Here is a 19,557-nt window from a genome sequence, read left to right as displayed (position 1 = left end):
TCATTTCAAATTCATTTTACCTGATATAGATTTGTACCTTCAAAAGGTATGAGTATGTCAATTTCATTAATTCAAAAATACAATGTTCCAGGTCCGCGATACACCAGTTATCCGACTGTTCCGTATTGGGAAGAGAACGATTTCACGTTAGAAAAGTGGAAAAAAGATAGTATCAAATCGTTTCTAGAAAGCAATACATCGGAAGGAATCAGTTTGTACATTCATTTGCCTTTTTGCGAAAGTATGTGTACCTTTTGTGGTTGCAACAAACGAATTACAAAACGACACGATATTGAAAATCCGTACATTGAAGCCGTTTTGAAAGAATGGAATTTGTACTGTGATTTACTTCCCGAACAACCCAACATCAAAGAGATTCATTTGGGTGGAGGAACACCTACTTTTTTCTCACCCGAAAATTTAGAGCGTTTAATAAATGGTTTATTCGAAAGAGCCCAAAAAGCACCAAATCACGAATTCAGTTTTGAAGGCCATCCTAATAACACAACTCGAACTCATCTTCAAAAACTCTACGATTTAGGATTCAGAAGAGTGAGTTTTGGTGTACAAGATTATTCGCCCAAAGTACAAGAAGCGATTCATCGAAACCAACCGTTCCACAATGTGGCAAAAGTGACTTTTTGGGCACGCGAGATTGGTTATACTTCTATCAGTCACGATTTGATTTATGGATTGCCTTTTCAGACTTTAGACGATGTTTTGGATACCATTGACAAAACCAATTCACTCCAACCCGATCGCTTGGCATTTTACAGTTACGCTCACGTTCCGTGGATTAAAGGCAACGGGCAGCGTGGTTTCAATGATGAAGATTTACCCAAAGACGATGAAAAAAGAAGATTGTACGAAGAAGGTAAAAAACGATTAGCAACCAATCAGTACCACGAAATTGGAATGGATCATTTTGCGTTGGAAAACGACAGTATGTTTCAATCGTTTAATCAAGGAAAATTACACCGCAATTTTATGGGTTACACCTCATCAAAAACTCAATTGATGATTGGTTTGGGAGTTTCATCAATAAGCGACAGTTGGTACAGTTTTGCTCAAAATGTAAAAACGATTGAAGAATATTATCAGAAATTAGAAGCCAACGAATTGCCTGTTTTTAGAGGACATATGCTCACCATCGAAGATTTAATAATTCGCAAACACATACTGAATTTGATGTGTCAGTTTCAGACCACTTGGAGCGATTCTAAGACTACATTTGCCGAATTACCAAAAGTACTGCAACAATTAAAAGAGATGGAAAACGATGGCTTGGTTGAGATTACATCGAATTCGGTAACCGTTACCGAAAAAGGCAAACCTTTTGTGCGGAATATTTGTATGGCTTTTGATTTACGTCTCAAACGAAAAGCGCCTCATACCGAATTGTTTTCGATGACGATATAATAGACATCAAAATGCACTTTGTATCCCATTGAGAAATAACCGTTTGTAATTCGTAACATATTTGACAATTTAGTGACATATATAGAAATAATTGTTTCTATGTTCAACCGAATTTCAGACGAAAACTTCAGAAGAATACAGTTGCCTAAACAAAGTAGTTTAGTCAATTACTCGCGTTTTAAAGAGCTAGAGACGGATGTGTTATTCAGAAGTTTTAGTATCAAATACGTCATTGAAGGTTGTGAAAAATACCGAATCTATGGCAATCAGTTTAAAGTACAAACGGGCGAATATCTTTTGGCAAATAATTTTTCTGGTGGTCATTTGATCATTGACAATCCAACAATGGTAGAAGGAATGTGCATTGACATTGCTCCATCTATTCTAACCGAAGTAGTAAGCGGCATAAAAAAACCTGATTTAACCGAATTCAATCCCGATTTGGAGCGCTACTTCACAACCAACTATTTTCCTGAAAACAAATACAATGCAAAACAAAATGCATTGGGAAAAAGACTAGAGCAAATCAGCCAAGAATTAGCGTTGAACACTGAACATCAGTTTGAATTTAGCAATGAGTTTTTTTATGATTTAGCCGAAAAATTAGTCATTGACCAATACTCCAACATCAAAGACCTTAACGCTATTCCTTCGGTTAAATTGGCAACTAAAAAAGACCTTTTCAGAAAAATAGCACTCGGGAAAAATTTCATTGACAGCCATTTCAGTCAAATTAAAAATATCGAAGAAGTGGCATTAGAATGCTCGATGTCTGAATATCATTTTTTTAGATTGTTTCGTCATGTGTATCAAATAAGTCCGTATCAATACATTCTAAAAAAGAAACTTGAATTGGCGTATCACTTACTCAAAGATAAAACACTAAACATTTCAGAAGTCGCCTTTTTAACCGGATTTAATGATTTGCCTACCTTTAGCAAAAGCTTCAAAAAGCATTTTGGTTTAACTCCTTCTATTATTCAGAATAAATCCATTTTATAATTAGCAGAAATTGACAATCCTATCTCAAAATTGGCTCTTATTTTTGAGACAAAATAGTATTTATGAAATATTTTTTTCTGTTAATCACAGTAGTAGTTGGGTTTCAATCATTCAGTCAAAACATCAAACGAAAAGGCAGTTTGGGAGTTGCCTATTATCAAAAAACACCTGATTCATTAATTGATAAACTTCAATACGAAAAAGGAGCAGTTGTACAATTTGCCGTTCCTAACACCACGGCTGCGAGTATTGGTATAAAAAAGGACGATATTATCGTAAAAATCAATTCCACCTCTATTGAGACTCCAACACAAATTGTAAGTGAAGCCCGAAAATTCCGTTCTGGTGATCCAGTTGAAATAACCGTAATTCGAAATAAAGAAATTCAAACCCTCAAAGGAATAGTCATTGAACGACCCAAAGAAACCAGTGAAATCGCCGATGTAGTCTACGGTGAATTTGCATACAAGAATGGCTATGTTCGCACTATTTACAAATCATTAAAAGGGAAAAAACCAATTGGAACCATCTACTTTTTACAAGGATTACCTTGTTATTCAATGGATAATTTTCAGGCTTTAGATAAAACCAAACAAGCCATTGACGCCATGGTCGAAAGAGGTTTTGCTGTATATCGAATGGAAAAAGGTGACATGGGAGATAATCTAAACACGCCACCTTGTGAACCAATGGGCTTTACAGAAGAATTGGCCATGTACGATGCAGGATACAAAAATTTGTTGTTATTAAAAGAAGTTGATGCTAGCGCTATTTTTCTTTTCGGACATTCGATGGGTGGAATCACAGCACCATTATTGGCTGAAAAATACCAACCCAAAGGTGTTGTAGTGTATGGCACAGGATTCAAACCATGGCAAGAATATCTTTTTGATGCTTTTCTCATTCAATCGCAGTATTACGGCGAAGATTTAGGAAAATTACGTATGGCTTTGGAAAAATACAAACCCTATATTTACGACTATTTTTATCACAACAAAAGCATTGAAGAAATCGCCAAAGATCCAATGGGTTTGATGGCGCTTCAACAAGTTCTGAGCTACAATCCTGAAACGGGTTTGGTTGCTTCTGGAAGAAGTCCGTTGACTTTTAAAGAACTCAACCAACAACCTTTGGCAAAAGCATGGGGCAATTACGAAAATGATGTTTTGGCAATTTATGGTGAATGTGATATTGCGGCCAACAACGAGAAAGATCATGTAGCGTTGATTGATTACGTCAATAAAAAGAATCCCGGAAATGGAACTTTTTGGTTAGCTCCCAAAACCACTCACACGTTTGAAGAAATTGGTACAATGGAAGAATTCATCAAATGGCAATCCAACCCGCAGGCTTTTCAGCAATATGCTGCCTCAAAATTTAATCCAAAAGTATTTGATTATACGTGTGATTGGATGAAAACTGTTGCGGCCAAACCCAATAAAAACAGAGTGAAACCACTTTTTACCGACGTTAGCGAACGATTACCCGATATTGGGAGTCATGGAGCAAGTATGGATGTAAAAGCCACTGATATCAATGGTGATGGCCATTTGGATGTAATCTTGGCTAATGAATTTCAACCTAACACCATTCTCATTAACGATGGCAAGGGTAATTTCATCAACGAATCTGAAAAAAGATTGCCACAAGTAGTACATGATAGTGAAGATATTGCTACAGCTGATTTTAATGGAGATGGTTTAGTAGACTTAGTATTTTGCAGTGAAGACGATAAAGTACACGAATATTACCTCAACCAAGGACAAGGTATATTCAAAGAAGCTGCTTTTAAACTTCCAAATTCGGAGGCCAATGCGGTGATTGCAGCCGACTTCAACAACGACAAAAAAATGGATTTGCTTTTGGGAAATAGTGGTCAAAGTTTGATTTTAATTAACCAAGGAAATGGCGATTTTAAAGAAGAACCCAATCGATTACCAATCATCAAAAAAGTGACTCAAGATGTTGCCTTGATTGATATGGATAAAGATGGCGATATGGATTTATTTTTAGCCAATGAAGATGGGAATTTACTCTACAAAAACAATGGAAAAGGATATTTTACCGATTGCACTACAACTCACCTACCTCAACAAAATGATGATTTAGAGACACGAAAAATAGCACTAAGCGATGTAGACCGTGATGGCGATATGGATGTGTTTTTGGCTAATGTCAATTTCTTAGGAACTAAAAATCCGCAAAACAGACTGTACATCAATAATGGAAAAGGGAAATTTACTGACGAAACCAGTCAACGTTTGCCTAAAGATGAAGACCATACTATTGATGCCATTTTTGAAGATGTGAATAATGATAAAATTCCTGATTTGATTTTAGGAAATGTATTTGGAGGTCCGATTAAGGCTTATACTAACAACGGAAAAGGAGTGTTTTCAGATGCTACCGAAACTATCTTTGGAAAAAATATCATCGATGCATTAGGTGTAATCGCAGCCGATTTTGATGGAGATGGAATAAAAGAAATATATTTTTGTGACCGAAATAATCCTATAATTAACAACAAAGACGTACTACTTCATCAATCAAAAAAAATTGCTGTGAAGAGATAGATTAAGTTTGATTTGATGAAAAAAAAGCACCTGCTTGATTTCAGGTGCTTTTTGTTTAAAAAATAACTAAATTATCTACTCAAATACGTATAGATCTCGTCTTTAAGATGTAATAATTGTGATTTCAATTCGTGTGCATATTCGTCAATTACTACTTCTTCATCAGTATTGATTCGGTGAATTCGATGTTCCAACTCATGGTAATCGTCAAATAATTTTCTAAAATGGTGATCATCAACTTTGAGTTGGTGTATTTTTTCCTGGTATTCAGGAAACTCGTGTAATAAATCGTGTCTTTCCATGACTTTTAGTTTTTTGGTTATTAATTGTGGCAATTAGCATTGGCTTGAACAAATAAATCCATTGTACTAGGGGAAATATAATCGATATTTAAACCTAATCCTCTAAGGATGAATAACGTTCCGATGAGTATGGTTACCAATGGAATCGCCTTTTGAATTTTATTTCTGAAAGGTTGTGTTATAAAATTAGTGGCATAAACGACAGCACTCATAAGTGGAATGGTTCCTAGACCGTACAAAAGCATATAGGATACACTTAACAAGGTGTTTTGCATAGCAATAGCTCCGAATAAAGCGGCGTAGACCATTCCGCAAGGCAATAAACCATTCAAAAACCCGATGGTGAATAACGCATCTGGACTTTTGCGTTTGAACTGTTCGCCTAATTTACTTTTAATGCTTGAGATGAGTTTGTAAATTGGTTTTGAGAAATTATATTGGGCAAAAACCCGATCAGGCACAAGTGCTATAACAATCATCAAAACACCAACCACAACAGACAATCGTTGTTGAAAACCTGCAATAAACAAACCTCTTCCGAGTAGTCCAAAAATAAATCCCAACATACCATAAGCGGTAATTCTGCCCAATTGGTACGTTAGGATTTGAAGCGCTTTTTTCGTTGGATTTTTATGGTCTACAGGTAACATCATCGCAATTGGTCCGCACATACCAATGCAATGTAAGCTACTAATCAATCCAAAAAATAACGCAGTAAATAACATTATGAGAGTGTTACAAAATGAATTTCTCCTTACTTAAATAATCAACACCATTATAACTCCAATCTAAAGCAATGTCCCAACGACCGCCAACCAAGTTGTTTTTAGGTATGAGCAAACGAGGACCAGAAAGTGAAACCTGAGTTTCAAAATCTAGTTTTTTGTTGGACGGTCGATATAAGGACACTTTGCCTGTAACTTTAGTATAATCGATATCTTCTGGGAACTGAACTACTATTCCTTCTTTCTCAACAGTAAATTGTACTGCAGTAGTCAAATCATGAGCATTTTGCTCTTTCTCCATTTCCTTTTCAAATCCTTGCTCCTTTTGATAGTATTTTTCAACTACTAATTCGTTGTCGTATTTACTGTTGGATTGCACTTTAAAAACAAAGAACAATATGAAACTCATAAATAATCCAAATGCAATTACAATTCCGGTTCCCCAATTTATTTTCATGATTTCTATTTTTTTAGTCGAAACTTCTTGGTCCAATAAAATTAGTAGACGTTGTTTCAATTACTTTATTTCCGTTGTAAACGGCCATTTCTAATTCGGTTTTATCACCTGTCAAATAAGCTTGATCAATTTCGATGAATAATGTCCCTTTTGCTAAACCTTGTTTTGGAACTTTAATTTTGGCATTTCCAACCAACTTCACTTCACCTTTTGGAGTGATTAATTTGAAGGTAACATCCTCAAAAGGAGCTTCTGTTTTATTGACAATTTTGTATGTATAAATATTACTTATCTTGTCTCCTTTGTGCTGGAACAATTGTCCTGGTAAATGCAATACAGTCGCTTCAACATCATTTCGCAAGAACAACATTCCAATGAACACACCCGTTAAAATGGCCAAAACAGCAATATACCCTTTCATACGAGTGGTCAATTTGAACTTCTCTTTTTTAACGATTTCATCTTCGCTGGCGTAACGAATTAATCCTTTTGGCAGTCCAACTTTATCCATGATGGAATCGCATTCATCAATACAAGCTGTACAGTTGATGCATTCTAATTGCGTTCCGTTTCGGATGTCAATTCCGGTTGGACAAACGTGAACGCATACTTTACAATCAATACAGTCACCTTTTCCTAAAGCTGCTCTATCTTCATTCTTATTGAATTTAGCTCTTCCTGTTGTACCTTCACCACGAACGTGATCGTAAGCAACGTTAATGGTTTTATTATCCAACAACACACCTTGCATCCTTCCGTACGGACAAGCTATTATACATACTTGCTCTCTGAACCATGCATAGATAAAATAAAATACTGCTGTAAAAATCAATAAGGCAATGAGCGTGCTGGCATTTTTAGTTGGTCCTTCTTGAATGAATTTAATCAACTCATCACTGCTGATCAAATACGCCAGAAACACATTGGCAATGATGAACGAAATGAGAAAGAAGATGATGAACTTGACTGCTTTCTTTCTGATTTTTTCGGCATCCCAATCTTGTTTAGCTAAACGCATTTGAGCAGCTCTGTCGCCTTCAATCCAAAATTCAATTCTACGGAAAACCATTTCCATGAAAATGGTTTGTGGACAAAACCAACCGCAAAATATTCTACCGAAAGCAACAGTAAAAAGCGCCAATCCGACCACACCAATAATCATCGAAATTACAAATAAGTGAAAATCCTGTGGCCAAAAAGGGAAACTGAAAATATTGAATTTTCGTTCCAATACATTAAACATCAAGAACTGGTTGCCATTAATTTTTAAAAATGGTGCACCCAATAAGAAAATCAACAAAAAATAACTGAGTAGTTTTCTTCTATCATACAATTTTCCTGAAGGTATTTTTGGAAAAATCCACGCTCTCTTACCTTTGCTATCAATAGTTGCAATGGTATCCCTAAAACTATCATCTTGAATTTTTGACATGGCATTTGAAATGAATCACGCGAATTGTAGCAACCCGCGTGATATTTATTTAAAGTTATTTTGCTACTACTTTTGTACTGTCAGTAGCAGTTGCTTTGGCATCAACAGGTGCAGCGGCACCTTCTTCTACCCATAATTTTGCTTCGGGTTCTACTGGTTTGGCACCAGCTGGTTTTGAACCTTGTAAAGAAAGAACGTAACTGGCCACTTTTTGAATATCAGAAGGTTTGATGTTTGATTTCCAAGGCACCATACCTTTTCCTTCGCGTCCACCTTCAGAAATGGTTTTGAAAACATTTTTGATTCCGCCACCATTAATCCAGTATTCATCAGTTAAGTTGGGTCCGATTTGTCCACCACCATCAGCTTTGTGACAAGCTACACAGGCATTAGTGAAAATTTCTTTTCCTTTTGCTAAGCTTTCAGCATCGGTTAATAAAGTTACTTTATCCACATTCATTTCATCAGGAGCATCCGATTTGTTTTTCTCGATTTCAATTTTAGCTGTTTCCACCTCAGCAAGATATTCTTGTGCTTGGTTATAGTCACCAAACATGTGAAAACGCAATAAATAAATCACACCAAAAATGATTGTCGCATAGAACAAGTTGACCCACCATGGTGGTAACACGTTGTCTAACTCTTTAATTCCGTCGTAATCATGATCTAACATTACATCTGCTTCTTGTTCCACTTCTTTAGAACGAGTAAGCTTTTTCATCAAGTTTTTCATGAAAGGACTTTCAGAAAAAGAAACCGATTGGGCGTCAGCTAATTTTTGTTTTTGTTCGTCAGTCAACATGTGATACGTCACTTTGTCAACAGCGCTTGTTACGATTTCGATGGCAACCAATAAGAAAAGGAACACACCCAAAAAGAGCATAACCATTGGATACTTAATAAAAGCAGGACGATCGCCAGAATCAATAAAATACTCCAATGCTGCAAACACCATTGCAAATATCACTGGAACTCTAACGTATGATGGAAATAATTTTTTCATTATATATCTTTTATAATTTTTAATTAGTCTTTAAAAGGTAATTCACTAAGCTCTTTGATTGTTTCTTTTTTGTAGGTCATTGCCCAGATAAAAAAAGCAACAAACACAGTAAAGAAAATGGTCAGCGAAATAATCGGATAGATTGAAACACCATCAATCGTTTCCATATTATGTTTTATGAACTTTAACATGGCTCTTATTTTTTATCTTTAACTTTAATATCAGTACCTAAACGTTGTAGATAAGCGATAAGTGCTACGATTTCTCTGTCTTTCATAGGAACAAATTGTTCGCCTTTAGCAGCCGCTTTTTTCTTACTGTCTTCATATGACTTAACAAAATCAGGATCGTTATACAAGTTTTTCTCTATAGCTTCTGCTTGAGTTGCAATACTTGTTTTGGCATTAGCAATGTCTTCTTTAGTATAAGGAACACCTAAAGTTACCATAGCTTCCATTTTTTTCTCGGTCATTGAATAATCCATCGGACTGTTGTCAAACAACCATTTATAACCTGGCATGATAGAACCGGGAGAAGTACTTTGTGGATTCCACATGTGGTTGAAATGCCAGTTATCGTTGTATTTTCCACCTTCACGATGTAAATCTGGACCAGTACGTTTTGAACCCCACAAGAATGGATGTTGGTACACGTATTCACCTGCTTTCGAATATTCTCCATAACGTTCCACTTCTGAACGGAAAGGACGAATCATTTGAGAGTGACAACCTACACAACCTTCACGGATGTATAAATCTCTACCTTCTAATTCTAACGGAGTATAAGGTTTAACGGCTGCGATTGTAGGTATGTTTGATTTTACCATAATAGTTGGTACAATTTGGATAAGACCACCAATTAAGATTGCAACAGTAGTTAATAACGTAAATTGAACTGGTCTTCTTTCCAACCAAGAGTGCCATTTTTCACCTTTAAGTCGTGCTGATCCAATGGCTGCTAAAGCTGGAGCTTCGGCTAATTCATCTTCTACTTTTGCACCTGAAGTTACCGTTTTAGCAATGTTGTATACCAATACAATTACACCTGTAAAGTAAAGAGTTCCACCGATAGCACGCATCCAATACATTGGGATAAGCTGTGTCACCGTTTCTAAGAAGTTACCGTATACTAACGTTCCTTCTGGAGTAAATTGTTTCCACATAGAAGCTTGAGTAAATCCTGCAACATACATTGGAAGCGCATATAAAATAATACCTAAAGTTCCGATCCAGAAGTGGAAATTGGCTAATTTTTCAGAGTACAATTTGGTTTTAGTCATGCGTGGAATCAACCAATAAATCATACCAAATGATAAGAATCCATTCCAAGCCAGAGCACCAACATGAACGTGAGCAATAATCCAGTCGGTAAAGTGCGCAATCGCATTTACATTTTTCAAAGAAAGCATCGGACCTTCAAATGTGGCCATACCGTAACCTGTAATCGCTACAACATAGAATTTCAATACCGCATCGGTACGTACTTTATCCCAAACACCACGAAGAGTTAATAAACCATTAATCATACCACCCCAAGATGGAGCAATCAACATTACTGAGAAAACAACACCTAGATTTTGTGCCCAGTCTGGAAGAGCAGAATACAATAAATGGTGAGGTCCAGCCCAGATGTAAATGAAAATTAACGACCAGAAGTGGATGATAGAAAGTCGATACGAATACACCGGACGATTAGCTGCTTTTGGAACAAAGTAGTACATCATCCCTAAGAATGGAGTAGTTAGGAAGAATGCAACCGCATTGTGTCCGTACCACCATTGCACTAAAGCATCTTGTACACCTGCGTAAACTGAATAGGATTTTAATCCGGAAACAGGTAATTCTAAACTGTTAAAAATATGAAGTACAGCAACGGTTACAAACGTAGCAATGTAGAACCAAATGGCTACATAAATATGACGTTCTCTTCTTTTGATAATGGTTCCAATCATGTTGATACCAAAAACTACCCAAATTAATGCAATGGCAATATCAATTGGCCATTCTAATTCGGCGTATTCTTTAGAAGTAGAGAAACCTAAAGGTAAAGTCACTGCTGCGGCTACAATGATCAATTGCCAACCCCAAAAATGCAGATTACTTAAAAAGTCGCTCAACATTCTTGTTTTTAGCAAGCGTTGCATAGAGTAATAAACTCCAGCAAACATAGCATTACCCACAAAGGCAAAAATAACGGCATTGGTGTGTAATGGTCTTAATCGTCCAAAACTTAAAAATGAAACTCCATCGGTAAGATTAGGAAAGAGGAATAAAATAGCCAGAATCAACCCGACTAGCATTCCCACTACTCCAAAAAGGATACTCGCGTAGAGGAATTTCTTTACAATTTTGTTGTCGTAATAAAATTGTTGCATTTCCATAATTATAATTGTTTTTCTTCGGTTATATTAATTTGATTTTTGTTTGTTTCTTTGAGAAGTTCATCGTCAAATAACATTCTGACTGACGGCGTATAGTCATCATCGTACTGACCTGATCGGACGGCACGAATAAAAGCATACAAAAACGCTATGGCTACGACTATACTAATTGAGATTAATAAATAAATGACACTCATACCTTACTAATTGTGTTAACAAAATTACTTTTACCTAGTTTCTTAAAATATGACATTTGTCATACTCTTAAATTTGTCTTAAATTTTTATTTACTTCGAGCGAAATAATTACTCATAATGGTCACAAAACTGACTATGGTTACTGTACTCAAAGGCATTATTATTGCGGCTACTAAAGGCGATAAATTGCCTGTAACAGCGTAACTTAATCCGACTACATTGTACAATAATGACAAGCCAAAACTCATGTAAATGGTTTTCATTGCGTTTTTAGAATACTTCATAAAAAAGGCAATCTTATCGAATTGGGTTGCATCCAAAATTCCGTCGCAAGCAGGAGAAAATACGTTTACATTTTCGGAGATGGAAATTCCGACATTGCTTTGAGCCAAAGCGCCGGCATCGTTCAAACCATCGCCCACCATCATTACATTTCTTCCTTGCTTTTGAAGGTTTCCGATGAATTCTAATTTTTGTTCTGGTTTTTGATTGAATACCAAAGTAGCTGTAGTTGGTAGCATTTTTTCAAGGATTTTTCGCTCACCATCATTATCACCCGACAATACCACTATGCTGTATTTTTTGGCTAACTGCTCAAACAATTGCTCCAAACCATTTCGGTATTGATTATTGAATACATAACTTCCTTTGTATGCTCCATTAATTTCAACATGCACTTTGGTTTTCTTATGCGTGTTTTCGCTCATGTGTTGCAAAAACTGAGACGATCCTAATTTTATTGAATTTCCATCCAAAGTGGCAAAAACTCCTTTTCCGATGATTTCTTCAAAACTCGTAATTTCGATTCGGTCGGAATTCGGAATGAACTCATACAATCGTCTGCTTAATGGGTGATTCGAACCGCGTAAAGTGTTTTTTAGTAATTTTAATTCGGCATCATTTAAAGGAGTTCCTTCATAAGTAATGGATGTCTTTTTGTTAGTTGTAATCGTTCCTGTTTTATCAAAAACAATCGTGTCTACTTTGGCCAATTGCTCAATTACTAAAGCATTCTTTAAATAGAATTTTCGGTTACCTAAAATACGCAACACATTACCTAATGTAAAGGGTGCGGTCAATGCCAATGCACACGGACAAGCCACAATCAAAATTGCTGTAAACACATTGAATGCAGTGGCTGTGTCGAAAAACATCCAATAAATAAAGGAAACTACCGCCAATCCTAGTAAAGCAGGCGTAAAATAGCGGCTGATTGTATCCGTAATCGTTTTGTGTTTTTGTTCGACTCTTTTTTGAAAGACATCATTACTCCACAATTGCGTGAGGTAACTTTGTGACACTGAAAACAGCACTTCCATTTCAATGACTTTGCCCATTTGTTTTCCGCCAGCAAAAATTTTATCACCCGATTTTTTTTCAATCGCAACCGCTTCACCTGTCACAAAACTGTAATCTATCGATGCTTTTTCGGAGATTAAAATTCCGTCAACCGGAATCAATTCTTGGTTTCGAATGAGCAATCGATCGCCTTTTTCAATATCATAGACTTGAATGGCTTCTTCACTTCCATCAGGTAAAACTTTTGTAATAGCAATAGGAAAATACGATTTGTAATCGCGTTCAAACGATAAGAAGTCGTAGGTTTTGATTTGAAACAATTTCCCCAATAACATAAAGAAAATTAATCCACACATACTATCAAAAAAACCTTGTCCGTAGTCAAAAACAATATCAACCGTGCTCCGAACGAACATAACTACAATTCCCAATGCAATTGGAATATCAATATTGAGCAGACCCGATTTGATGCTTTTCCACGCCGACACATAATAACCCGAAGCCGAGTAAATGAAGGAAGGAAGTGATAATGCAAATATCAACCAACGGAAAAATCCGCGGTACTGATTGATCCAAAATTCTTCTACTTCAAAGTATTCGGGAAACGAAAGCAGCATTATGTTTCCGAAGCAAAAAAACGCCACACCAATTTTATATATTAAGGAGCGATCGACTTTCTTTTTCCCTTCGTCAAAATTCTCCAAACTGATGTACGGTTCGTAACCAATCGAACTGAGTAATTCAACTATCTTTTTAAGCGTTGTTTTTTCGGGATTGTAAGTAATTCGAACTTTCTTTTCGGGAAAATTCACCTGTGAAGTACTTATGCCTTCTTGAAGTTTCTGTAGATTCTCCAAAATCCAAATGCACGAACTACAGTGTATGTGAGGAATGTACAGTGAAACAATATTCGTTGTATCCTCTTGGAATTCGAGAAGTTTAGCAACAATTTCGTCATTGTCTAAAAAATCATATTTACCTTTAATATCCAGTGGAGTTGCGCCAGGTGACGCTTGAAAATCATAATAGCAAGTCAAATCATTCTGACTGAAAATTTCGTAGACGGTTTTACAACCGGTACAACAAAAACTTTTTTCATCAAATAGAACTTCGTCTTTTTTTACAATTTCATTACCACAATGGAAACATTTTTCTGTGTCCATAATTTGCTCATTTTACCTGCAACAAAGGTTAGACAATGGTTAAAATTAAAATATGATATTTGTCATGGTTTTAATATCTTTGTAGAACTTAAACTAAAACCAAGTTATGAGTAAGTGTGAACAGTGCATTGTGAGACAGTTTAGCTCTTTAAAAGCGTTATCTAAGGATGAATTAATGCGTATGGCAGAATGTAAAACGTCGTACACAATTAAAAAAGGCGAGCCTATTTTTGAAGAAGGTGAAGTAACCAATGGTATTTACTGTGTCAAAGACGGTGTTTGCAAAATGACTAAGTTAAGTGCCAACGGTAAAGACCAAATTGTAAAATTGGTGAAATCGGGCGAACTATTAGGTCAGCGTTCGATGATCAGTGACGAACCTGCTAATTTAAGTGCCGTGGCATTAGAAGACATGGAAGTGTGTTTTATTCCGAAGAGTGAAGTCATGGCCTTTTTTACCCAGAACAATCAGTTTTCGATGAACGTGATGAAAACCATTTGCGGTGATTTGAAAGAAGCCGATGATCATATGGTTTCGATGGCACAAAAAAGTGTGAAAGAACGTTTGGCCGAAACCTTACTCTATTTAGAAGAAACCTTCGGAAAAAGTGCTGATGGATCATTACACATCCAATTATCACGTGAAGAGTTAGCTGGAATGATTGGTACAGCTACCGAAAGTTGCATTCGTTTACTATCCGAATTCAACAAAAGCGGTTATGTAGATTTAACTGGAAAAAAAATTACCATTTTAGATCGCAACAAATTGAAACGTTTGGCGGATTAATCCCATCAAAATAATACTACAATTTAAACTGCTTTTCGTAAGCAGTTTTTTTTTATTTTTATTGAAAATGAAACATTAAGAATTTCAGCCTATGAATGCAGGAAAGAAATACACCTTATCAGAGTTTATTTATTGGACTCGAAGACACATTTATAAACTACTGATTTTATCTACAATTCCGACTATTTTGTATTTTTTTGGATGGAAATTTCTTTCCATTACTTGGGTTCCAGTAGCCATGTTAGGTACAGCTGTGGCGTTCATTGTCGGATTTAAAAACAACGCCAGCTATGGTCGTTTGTGGGAAGCGCGACAAATTTATGGTGCCATCATCAATGATAGCCGAAGTTTTGGCGTGAAGGTTCGCGATTTTTTAGGCGGAAAAACAGATTCCGATGTTACAGCCATTTTCTACCGTCATTTTGCATGGTTAACTGCCTTACGCTATCAATTAAGAGAATCGCGGGTTTGGGAAAATATGGATCAAAAGAACAATATTGAATATTTGAACAGCTATTTTTCCATCCCCGAAAGGGAAACACCACTCGAAGAGGAACTGAAAAAATACCTTTCTGAAACGGAACACTCCTATTTACTGAGTAAAAAAAACAGAGCTACTCAGGCGTTGGCTTTGCAGTCTGAAATGATCAATAGTTTACATAAAAAAGGGAAACTATCCGATTTTCAGCAGATGCAATTACAAACGAATTTGTCGCTTTTTTACGAACACCAAGGAAAAGCCGAACGCATTAAAAATTTCCCTTATCCTAGAAATTTTTCTTCCATAACCACCATTTTACTTTACGCTTTTGTGATTTTGGTTCCGTATGGATTACTCAAAGAATTTGATGGAATGGGAAAAGGAACTTTTTTGGAAGGTTGTACCATTTGGTTGAACATTCCGTTTGCCACTATGCTGACTTGGGTTTTTGTGTCGTTGGATTTGGTAGGTGAAAGTTCGGTGAATCCGTTTGAAGGCAATGCTAATGACGTTCCGATTACGCAAATCAGTCGCACGATTGAAATCGACCTGCGAGATATGTTGGACGAAACCGATTTGCCTAAGCCAATAACACCAACTAATAATATAGTAATGTAATTCTAATTGATATGGACATAGAAAAAGTATTCAAAAACAACGAAAAATGGATTGCTCAGAAGCTTTCTGTTGACTCAAATTATTTCGAAAATTTATCCAAAGGTCAAAGTCCGGATATTCTATACATCGGTTGTTCTGACAGTAGAGTTACTGCCGAAGATTTGATGGGTGTTGAACCCGGCGAAGTATTCGTTCACCGCAACATCGCCAATATGGTAATCAGTATCGATTTGAATGTAATGTCGGTGTTGAACTACGCCGTTCGTCATTTGAAAGTCAATCACGTAGTGGTTTGTGGCCATTACTTTTGTGGTGGTGTAAAAGCGGCGATGGTGGCACAAGATATGGGAATTTTGAACCCGTGGTTGCGTAATATTCGCGATGTATATCGTTTACACAAAGAAGAATTGAACTCGATTACAGACGAAAATCAACGGTACAATCGTTTGGTAGAGTTGAATGTTCAAGAACAATGCGTCAATTTGATTAAAACAGCGGCAATTCAAGAAGCGTACAAAGAAAGAGGTTTACAAGTACATGGTTGGGTTTTTGATATTCATTCGGGCAAACTCATCGACTTAAAAATTGATTTTCCAAAAGTGTTGAAAGACATTATGGAGATTTATGATTTGGGACAGTAAAATCAACTCTCTTGGAATGATTTCATTTAAAACGGTACAAAAGTTGGCACTTTCTTTTCCTGAAACTACGGAAGAACCTCATTTTGAAAAGACCTCATTTCGGGTAAAAAAGAAAATTTTTGCGACTTATGACGAAAAAAACGAAAGAGTATGCATCAAACTTTCTGCGATTGATCAAAATGTATTTTTCTATTGACGGAAAGAGTATTTATCCGTTAAATAATAAATGGGGAAAACAAGGTTGGACATTAATTGAATTGAAACTCGTAAATCCTGATTTGTTGATGGATGCCATTACATCAGCCTATTGCGAAGTGGCACCAAAAAAACTTGCTGAACAAATTCGAAATAGTAATTCTTAATTTCCAAAAGAATACTCTCTTTCGACTAAAGCAATTCGAACGGTGTAATTTTCGTACCACTTACTTCGGCCTTTGAGTTGAGCGTCTAAATGATCTAAATTGTTTTTCCAGTTTTTAATGGATTCCAAATCGCGCCAATACGAAACAGTGATTCCGACTTCATTTCGCGCCGATTCTACTCCGAGAAATCCTTCTTGTTGTTGGGCTAATTCGACCATTTGAGTTGCCATTTCGGCGTAACCTTCATCGACTGAAGTTCGAGTTGAAGTAAAAATAACAGCGTAGTAAGGTGGTTGCATAATTATTTTAAAAATTAAAAACAATTTTAGTGTGAGATAAAACATTAAGTGTTTACAATCAATCACAACTTCTTCGCTTCTTCCCAAATTTTAATAACTGAAAATCAAAGATTTTCTGATTACTGTTTATTTGGGAAGCCGCTTCGCTTCTTCCCAAATTTTAATAACTGAAAATCAAAGATTTTCTGATTACTGTTTATTTGGGAAGCCTCTTCGCTTCTTCCCAAAAAACATCCATCTCTGCTAAAGTCATATCGGCTAGAGGTTTTCCGAGTGAGCTTGCTTTACTTTCTAAATATTGAAAACGTTTGATGAATTTTTTGTTGGTGCGTTCTAAAGCATCTTCGGGATTGACTTTCAAAAACCGAGCGTAATTGATCATTGAAAATAGCACATCGCCAAACTCTGCTTCTATTTTGTCTTGATTTCCTGCATTGACTTCGGTTTGGAGTTCGTTCAATTCTTCCTGAACTTTGTCCCAAACCTGATGTGGTTCTTCCCAATCAAATCCGACTCCTTTTACTTTATCTTGAATGCGACTTGCTTTAACTAATGCTGGCAATCCTTTAGGAACCCCTTCTAAAACCGATTTTTTACCTTCTTTTAATTTGAGTTTTTCCCAGTTTTGTTTTACTTCTTCTTCATCAGCCACGACCACATCTCCATAAATATGCGGATGACGATGAATGAGTTTATCACAAATTTCGTTGGCCACATCGGCCATATCGAAATCGTTGGTTTCACTTCCTATTTTGGCATAAAAAACAATGTGCAAGAGTAAATCGCCTAACTCTTTTTTGATTTCTTGTAAATCGTTATTCAGAATGGCATCACCCAGTTCGTAGGTTTCTTCAATGGTTAAATGACGTAAACTTTCGAGTGTTTGCTTTTTGTCCCACGGACATTGAGCACGCAAATCGTCCATAATATCCAATAAGCGATTGAAAGCATTGAGTTGGTCTTGGCGGGAATTCATCTTTTTGAGTTGCTGAGTTACTGAGAATCTGAGTTGCTGAGTATTTTTTCTTTCAGAGCAGCGGACTTTCTTCTCACTCGTAAAAATAAAAAATCCTGTCACTACAATGCAGTAACAGGATGTATAGTTATGAAAAAGAAATTAACTATTTTTTAGTTTTTGGAGTCTTTTCCTTTGTATCTTTTTTGGTTTCTTTTTTAGCCTCTTTTTTTACTTCTTCCACTACTTCTTCTTTAATAGCTTCAGCATTGGCTACTTTTGGTTCTTCTTTTGAAACTAAACCTTTGGCTTGCAAAATATTATACCAATTGATAACTTTTTTAATATCAGAAGGATATACTCTATCTTCATCATAATCAGGAACAATTCCGGCAAAATAAGTAATTAAAGCGGCATTGTCTTCTTTGTGAGAAATCGCCGGACCTTCATTTTCTTTTACAGCAATCGCACGCATGATTTCGGCTAATGGCTTTTCTTCGCTGTGAGTGTACATTGAAATTTCAGACAATAAACTCACGTTACTTCTCATTCCAACAGTAATCTTTTTTCCATCTAATAACGACTCGGCCACAAAACCCGAACGCGTTTGTAATTTCAATTCGTATAATCCTGGTTTCCCAGAAATGGCTAATATTTTTTCTACATTCATTTCTAAAAATTGTTTTTAAGCGGTGGCAAATATATAGATTTTAAATTCCAAAAAGCAAATAACAAATTCCAAATAAATCTTCCGAAGAACTTTCTTACTCTTCACTATTTACTTTTCACTAATCACTATTTTTTCAAATTAGCTAACTTCATTCGGTAATCAGGACGAAATTTGCCTTCCATAATATTTTGAAGTTTCTTTTTGATCAATGTTTTTTTCAAAAGAGCAATTTTGTCGGTAAACAAAATACCTTCAATATGATCGTATTCATGTTGAATTACGCGAGCAATCAAACCATTGTAAGTAGCTGTTTTTTTGTTGAAATTCTCGTCGTAGTATTCAATCGTAATTTGCTCGTGACGGTATACATCTTCTCGAACTTCTGGAATACTCAAACAACCTTCGTTGAAAGCCCATTCTTCACCTTCTTCTTTCAGCATTTTAGCGTTGATGAATACTTCCTTAAAGTTTTTCAATTGCTCGGCTTCTGCTGGCGTTAAGTCTTCACTATCACTTAACGGTTCGGTATCGAGAATAAACAAACGAATCGGTAAACCAATTTGCGGAGCTGCCAATCCCAAACCATAAGCGTTATACATCGTATCGTACATATTTGCGATCAATTCCTTTAAATTAGGATATTCTGGCGTAATATCTTCGGCCACTTTTCGTAAAACGGCTTCTCCGTAACCGTAAATAGGTAGTATCATTTTTGTGAAATTCTGTAATTATTGGGCAAAAGTAATCAAAAAAAGAAATAGTTGTAAGTTTGATGAATGTTGTTTAGATAAA

The 19,557-nt window shown here is 36.1% G+C and carries 21 protein-coding genes; 8 read left to right on the top strand and 13 right to left on the bottom strand.

Going from position 1 to position 19,557, the window contains the following annotated elements:
• Positions 1-54 precede the first annotated feature (54 nt).
• From hemN to VK161_RS01230, 3 genes are all read left to right on the top strand, one after another.
• Entirely contained in the window at positions 55-1,419 is a 1,365-nt protein-coding gene (gene hemN, locus VK161_RS01240; protein WP_324212925.1) for an oxygen-independent coproporphyrinogen III oxidase, read from the top strand.
• Positions 1,420-1,518: 99 nt separating this feature from the next.
• On the top strand, positions 1,519-2,421 hold the full coding sequence (locus tag VK161_RS01235) for an AraC family transcriptional regulator (protein WP_324212924.1): 903 nt from the start codon (positions 1,519-1,521) through the stop codon (positions 2,419-2,421).
• Between the two features lie 62 nt (positions 2,422-2,483).
• Positions 2,484-4,994, top strand: a complete 2,511-nt coding sequence (locus VK161_RS01230; protein WP_324212923.1) for an FG-GAP-like repeat-containing protein — start codon at positions 2,484-2,486, stop codon at positions 4,992-4,994.
• Positions 4,995-5,065: 71 nt separating this feature from the next.
• Here the strand turns inward: VK161_RS01230 and VK161_RS01225 are convergent, their stop codons facing one another.
• From VK161_RS01225 to VK161_RS01185, 9 genes are all read right to left on the bottom strand, one after another.
• Positions 5,066-5,296 carry a YdcH family protein gene (locus VK161_RS01225; protein ID WP_324212922.1) on the bottom strand — a complete coding sequence of 77 codons (231 nt, stop codon included), beginning with the start codon at positions 5,294-5,296 and terminating at the stop codon, positions 5,066-5,068.
• A gap of 20 nt (positions 5,297-5,316) precedes the next feature.
• Positions 5,317-6,021, bottom strand: a complete 705-nt coding sequence (locus VK161_RS01220; RefSeq protein ID WP_324212921.1) for a sulfite exporter TauE/SafE family protein — start codon at positions 6,019-6,021, stop codon at positions 5,317-5,319.
• Positions 6,022-6,031: 10 nt separating this feature from the next.
• Positions 6,032-6,478: a FixH family protein gene (locus tag VK161_RS01215; protein ID WP_324212920.1), complete on the bottom strand. Its 447-nt coding sequence runs from the start codon at positions 6,476-6,478 to the stop codon at positions 6,032-6,034.
• Between the two features lie 13 nt (positions 6,479-6,491).
• Positions 6,492-7,910, bottom strand: a complete 1,419-nt coding sequence (ccoG, locus tag VK161_RS01210; RefSeq protein ID WP_324212919.1) for a cytochrome c oxidase accessory protein CcoG — start codon at positions 7,908-7,910, stop codon at positions 6,492-6,494.
• Between the two features lie 55 nt (positions 7,911-7,965).
• Positions 7,966-8,913 (bottom strand): cbb3-type cytochrome c oxidase N-terminal domain-containing protein, encoded by a 948-nt coding sequence (locus VK161_RS01205; RefSeq protein WP_324212918.1) that lies wholly within the window; start codon positions 8,911-8,913, stop codon positions 7,966-7,968.
• Between the two features lie 23 nt (positions 8,914-8,936).
• Entirely contained in the window at positions 8,937-9,104 is a 168-nt protein-coding gene (locus VK161_RS01200) for a CcoQ/FixQ family Cbb3-type cytochrome c oxidase assembly chaperone (protein ID WP_324212917.1), read from the bottom strand.
• Positions 9,105-9,109: 5 nt separating this feature from the next.
• Positions 9,110-11,293: a cytochrome-c oxidase, cbb3-type subunit I gene (gene ccoN, locus VK161_RS01195; RefSeq protein WP_324212916.1), complete on the bottom strand. Its 2,184-nt coding sequence runs from the start codon at positions 11,291-11,293 to the stop codon at positions 9,110-9,112.
• A 2-nt stretch (positions 11,294-11,295) separates the two neighbouring features.
• Positions 11,296-11,490, bottom strand: a complete 195-nt coding sequence (gene ccoS / locus VK161_RS01190; protein ID WP_324212915.1) for a cbb3-type cytochrome oxidase assembly protein CcoS — start codon at positions 11,488-11,490, stop codon at positions 11,296-11,298.
• A gap of 86 nt (positions 11,491-11,576) precedes the next feature.
• The gene (locus tag VK161_RS01185; protein WP_324212914.1) at positions 11,577-13,952 is read right to left on the bottom strand and encodes a heavy metal translocating P-type ATPase; all 2,376 of its coding nucleotides are present in this window, start codon (positions 13,950-13,952) and stop codon (positions 11,577-11,579) included.
• A gap of 106 nt (positions 13,953-14,058) precedes the next feature.
• Between VK161_RS01185 and VK161_RS01180 the strand changes: the two genes are divergently transcribed.
• The 5 genes from VK161_RS01180 (at position 14,059) to VK161_RS01160 (ending at position 16,841) form a co-directional block, all read left to right on the top strand.
• Entirely contained in the window at positions 14,059-14,739 is a 681-nt protein-coding gene (locus VK161_RS01180) for a Crp/Fnr family transcriptional regulator (RefSeq protein ID WP_324212913.1), read from the top strand.
• A 91-nt stretch (positions 14,740-14,830) separates the two neighbouring features.
• The gene (locus VK161_RS01175; protein ID WP_324212912.1) at positions 14,831-15,838 is read left to right on the top strand and encodes a bestrophin family protein; all 1,008 of its coding nucleotides are present in this window, start codon (positions 14,831-14,833) and stop codon (positions 15,836-15,838) included.
• 11 nt (positions 15,839-15,849) lie between these two features.
• Complete coding sequence (locus tag VK161_RS01170; RefSeq protein WP_324212911.1) at positions 15,850-16,479, top strand: carbonic anhydrase; 630 nt, start codon at positions 15,850-15,852, stop codon at positions 16,477-16,479.
• Positions 16,463-16,675, top strand: a complete 213-nt coding sequence (locus VK161_RS15380) for an MmcQ/YjbR family DNA-binding protein (RefSeq protein WP_324212910.1) — start codon at positions 16,463-16,465, stop codon at positions 16,673-16,675. The genes VK161_RS01170 and VK161_RS15380 overlap by 17 nt, the downstream gene beginning before the upstream one ends.
• Positions 16,608-16,841: a hypothetical protein gene (locus VK161_RS01160; protein ID WP_324212973.1), complete on the top strand. Its 234-nt coding sequence runs from the start codon at positions 16,608-16,610 to the stop codon at positions 16,839-16,841. Before VK161_RS15380 ends, VK161_RS01160 begins: the two co-directional genes overlap by 68 nt.
• On the opposite strand, the gene VK161_RS01155 is transcribed toward VK161_RS01160, so the two are convergent.
• From VK161_RS01155 to def, 4 genes are all read right to left on the bottom strand, one after another.
• Entirely contained in the window at positions 16,838-17,140 is a 303-nt protein-coding gene (locus VK161_RS01155; protein ID WP_324212909.1) for an antibiotic biosynthesis monooxygenase, read from the bottom strand. The genes VK161_RS01160 and VK161_RS01155 overlap by 4 nt on opposite strands.
• 196 nt (positions 17,141-17,336) lie before the next feature.
• The gene (mazG, locus tag VK161_RS01150) at positions 17,337-18,116 is read right to left on the bottom strand and encodes a nucleoside triphosphate pyrophosphohydrolase (RefSeq protein ID WP_324212908.1); all 780 of its coding nucleotides are present in this window, start codon (positions 18,114-18,116) and stop codon (positions 17,337-17,339) included.
• A 145-nt stretch (positions 18,117-18,261) separates the two neighbouring features.
• Entirely contained in the window at positions 18,262-18,765 is a 504-nt protein-coding gene (locus VK161_RS01145; protein WP_324212907.1) for a DUF5606 domain-containing protein, read from the bottom strand.
• 125 nt (positions 18,766-18,890) lie between these two features.
• On the bottom strand, positions 18,891-19,475 hold the full coding sequence (gene def, locus VK161_RS01140) for a peptide deformylase (protein WP_324212906.1): 585 nt from the start codon (positions 19,473-19,475) through the stop codon (positions 18,891-18,893).
• Between the last annotated feature and the right edge of the window lie 82 nt (positions 19,476-19,557).

The sequence above is a fragment of the Flavobacterium sp. genome (genome assembly GCF_035299245.1).
GTDB lineage: Bacteria > Bacteroidota > Bacteroidia > Flavobacteriales > Flavobacteriaceae > Flavobacterium.
The sequence above is the reverse complement of the archived record's forward strand: the minus strand, read 5'-3'. Positions and strand labels throughout refer to the sequence as shown.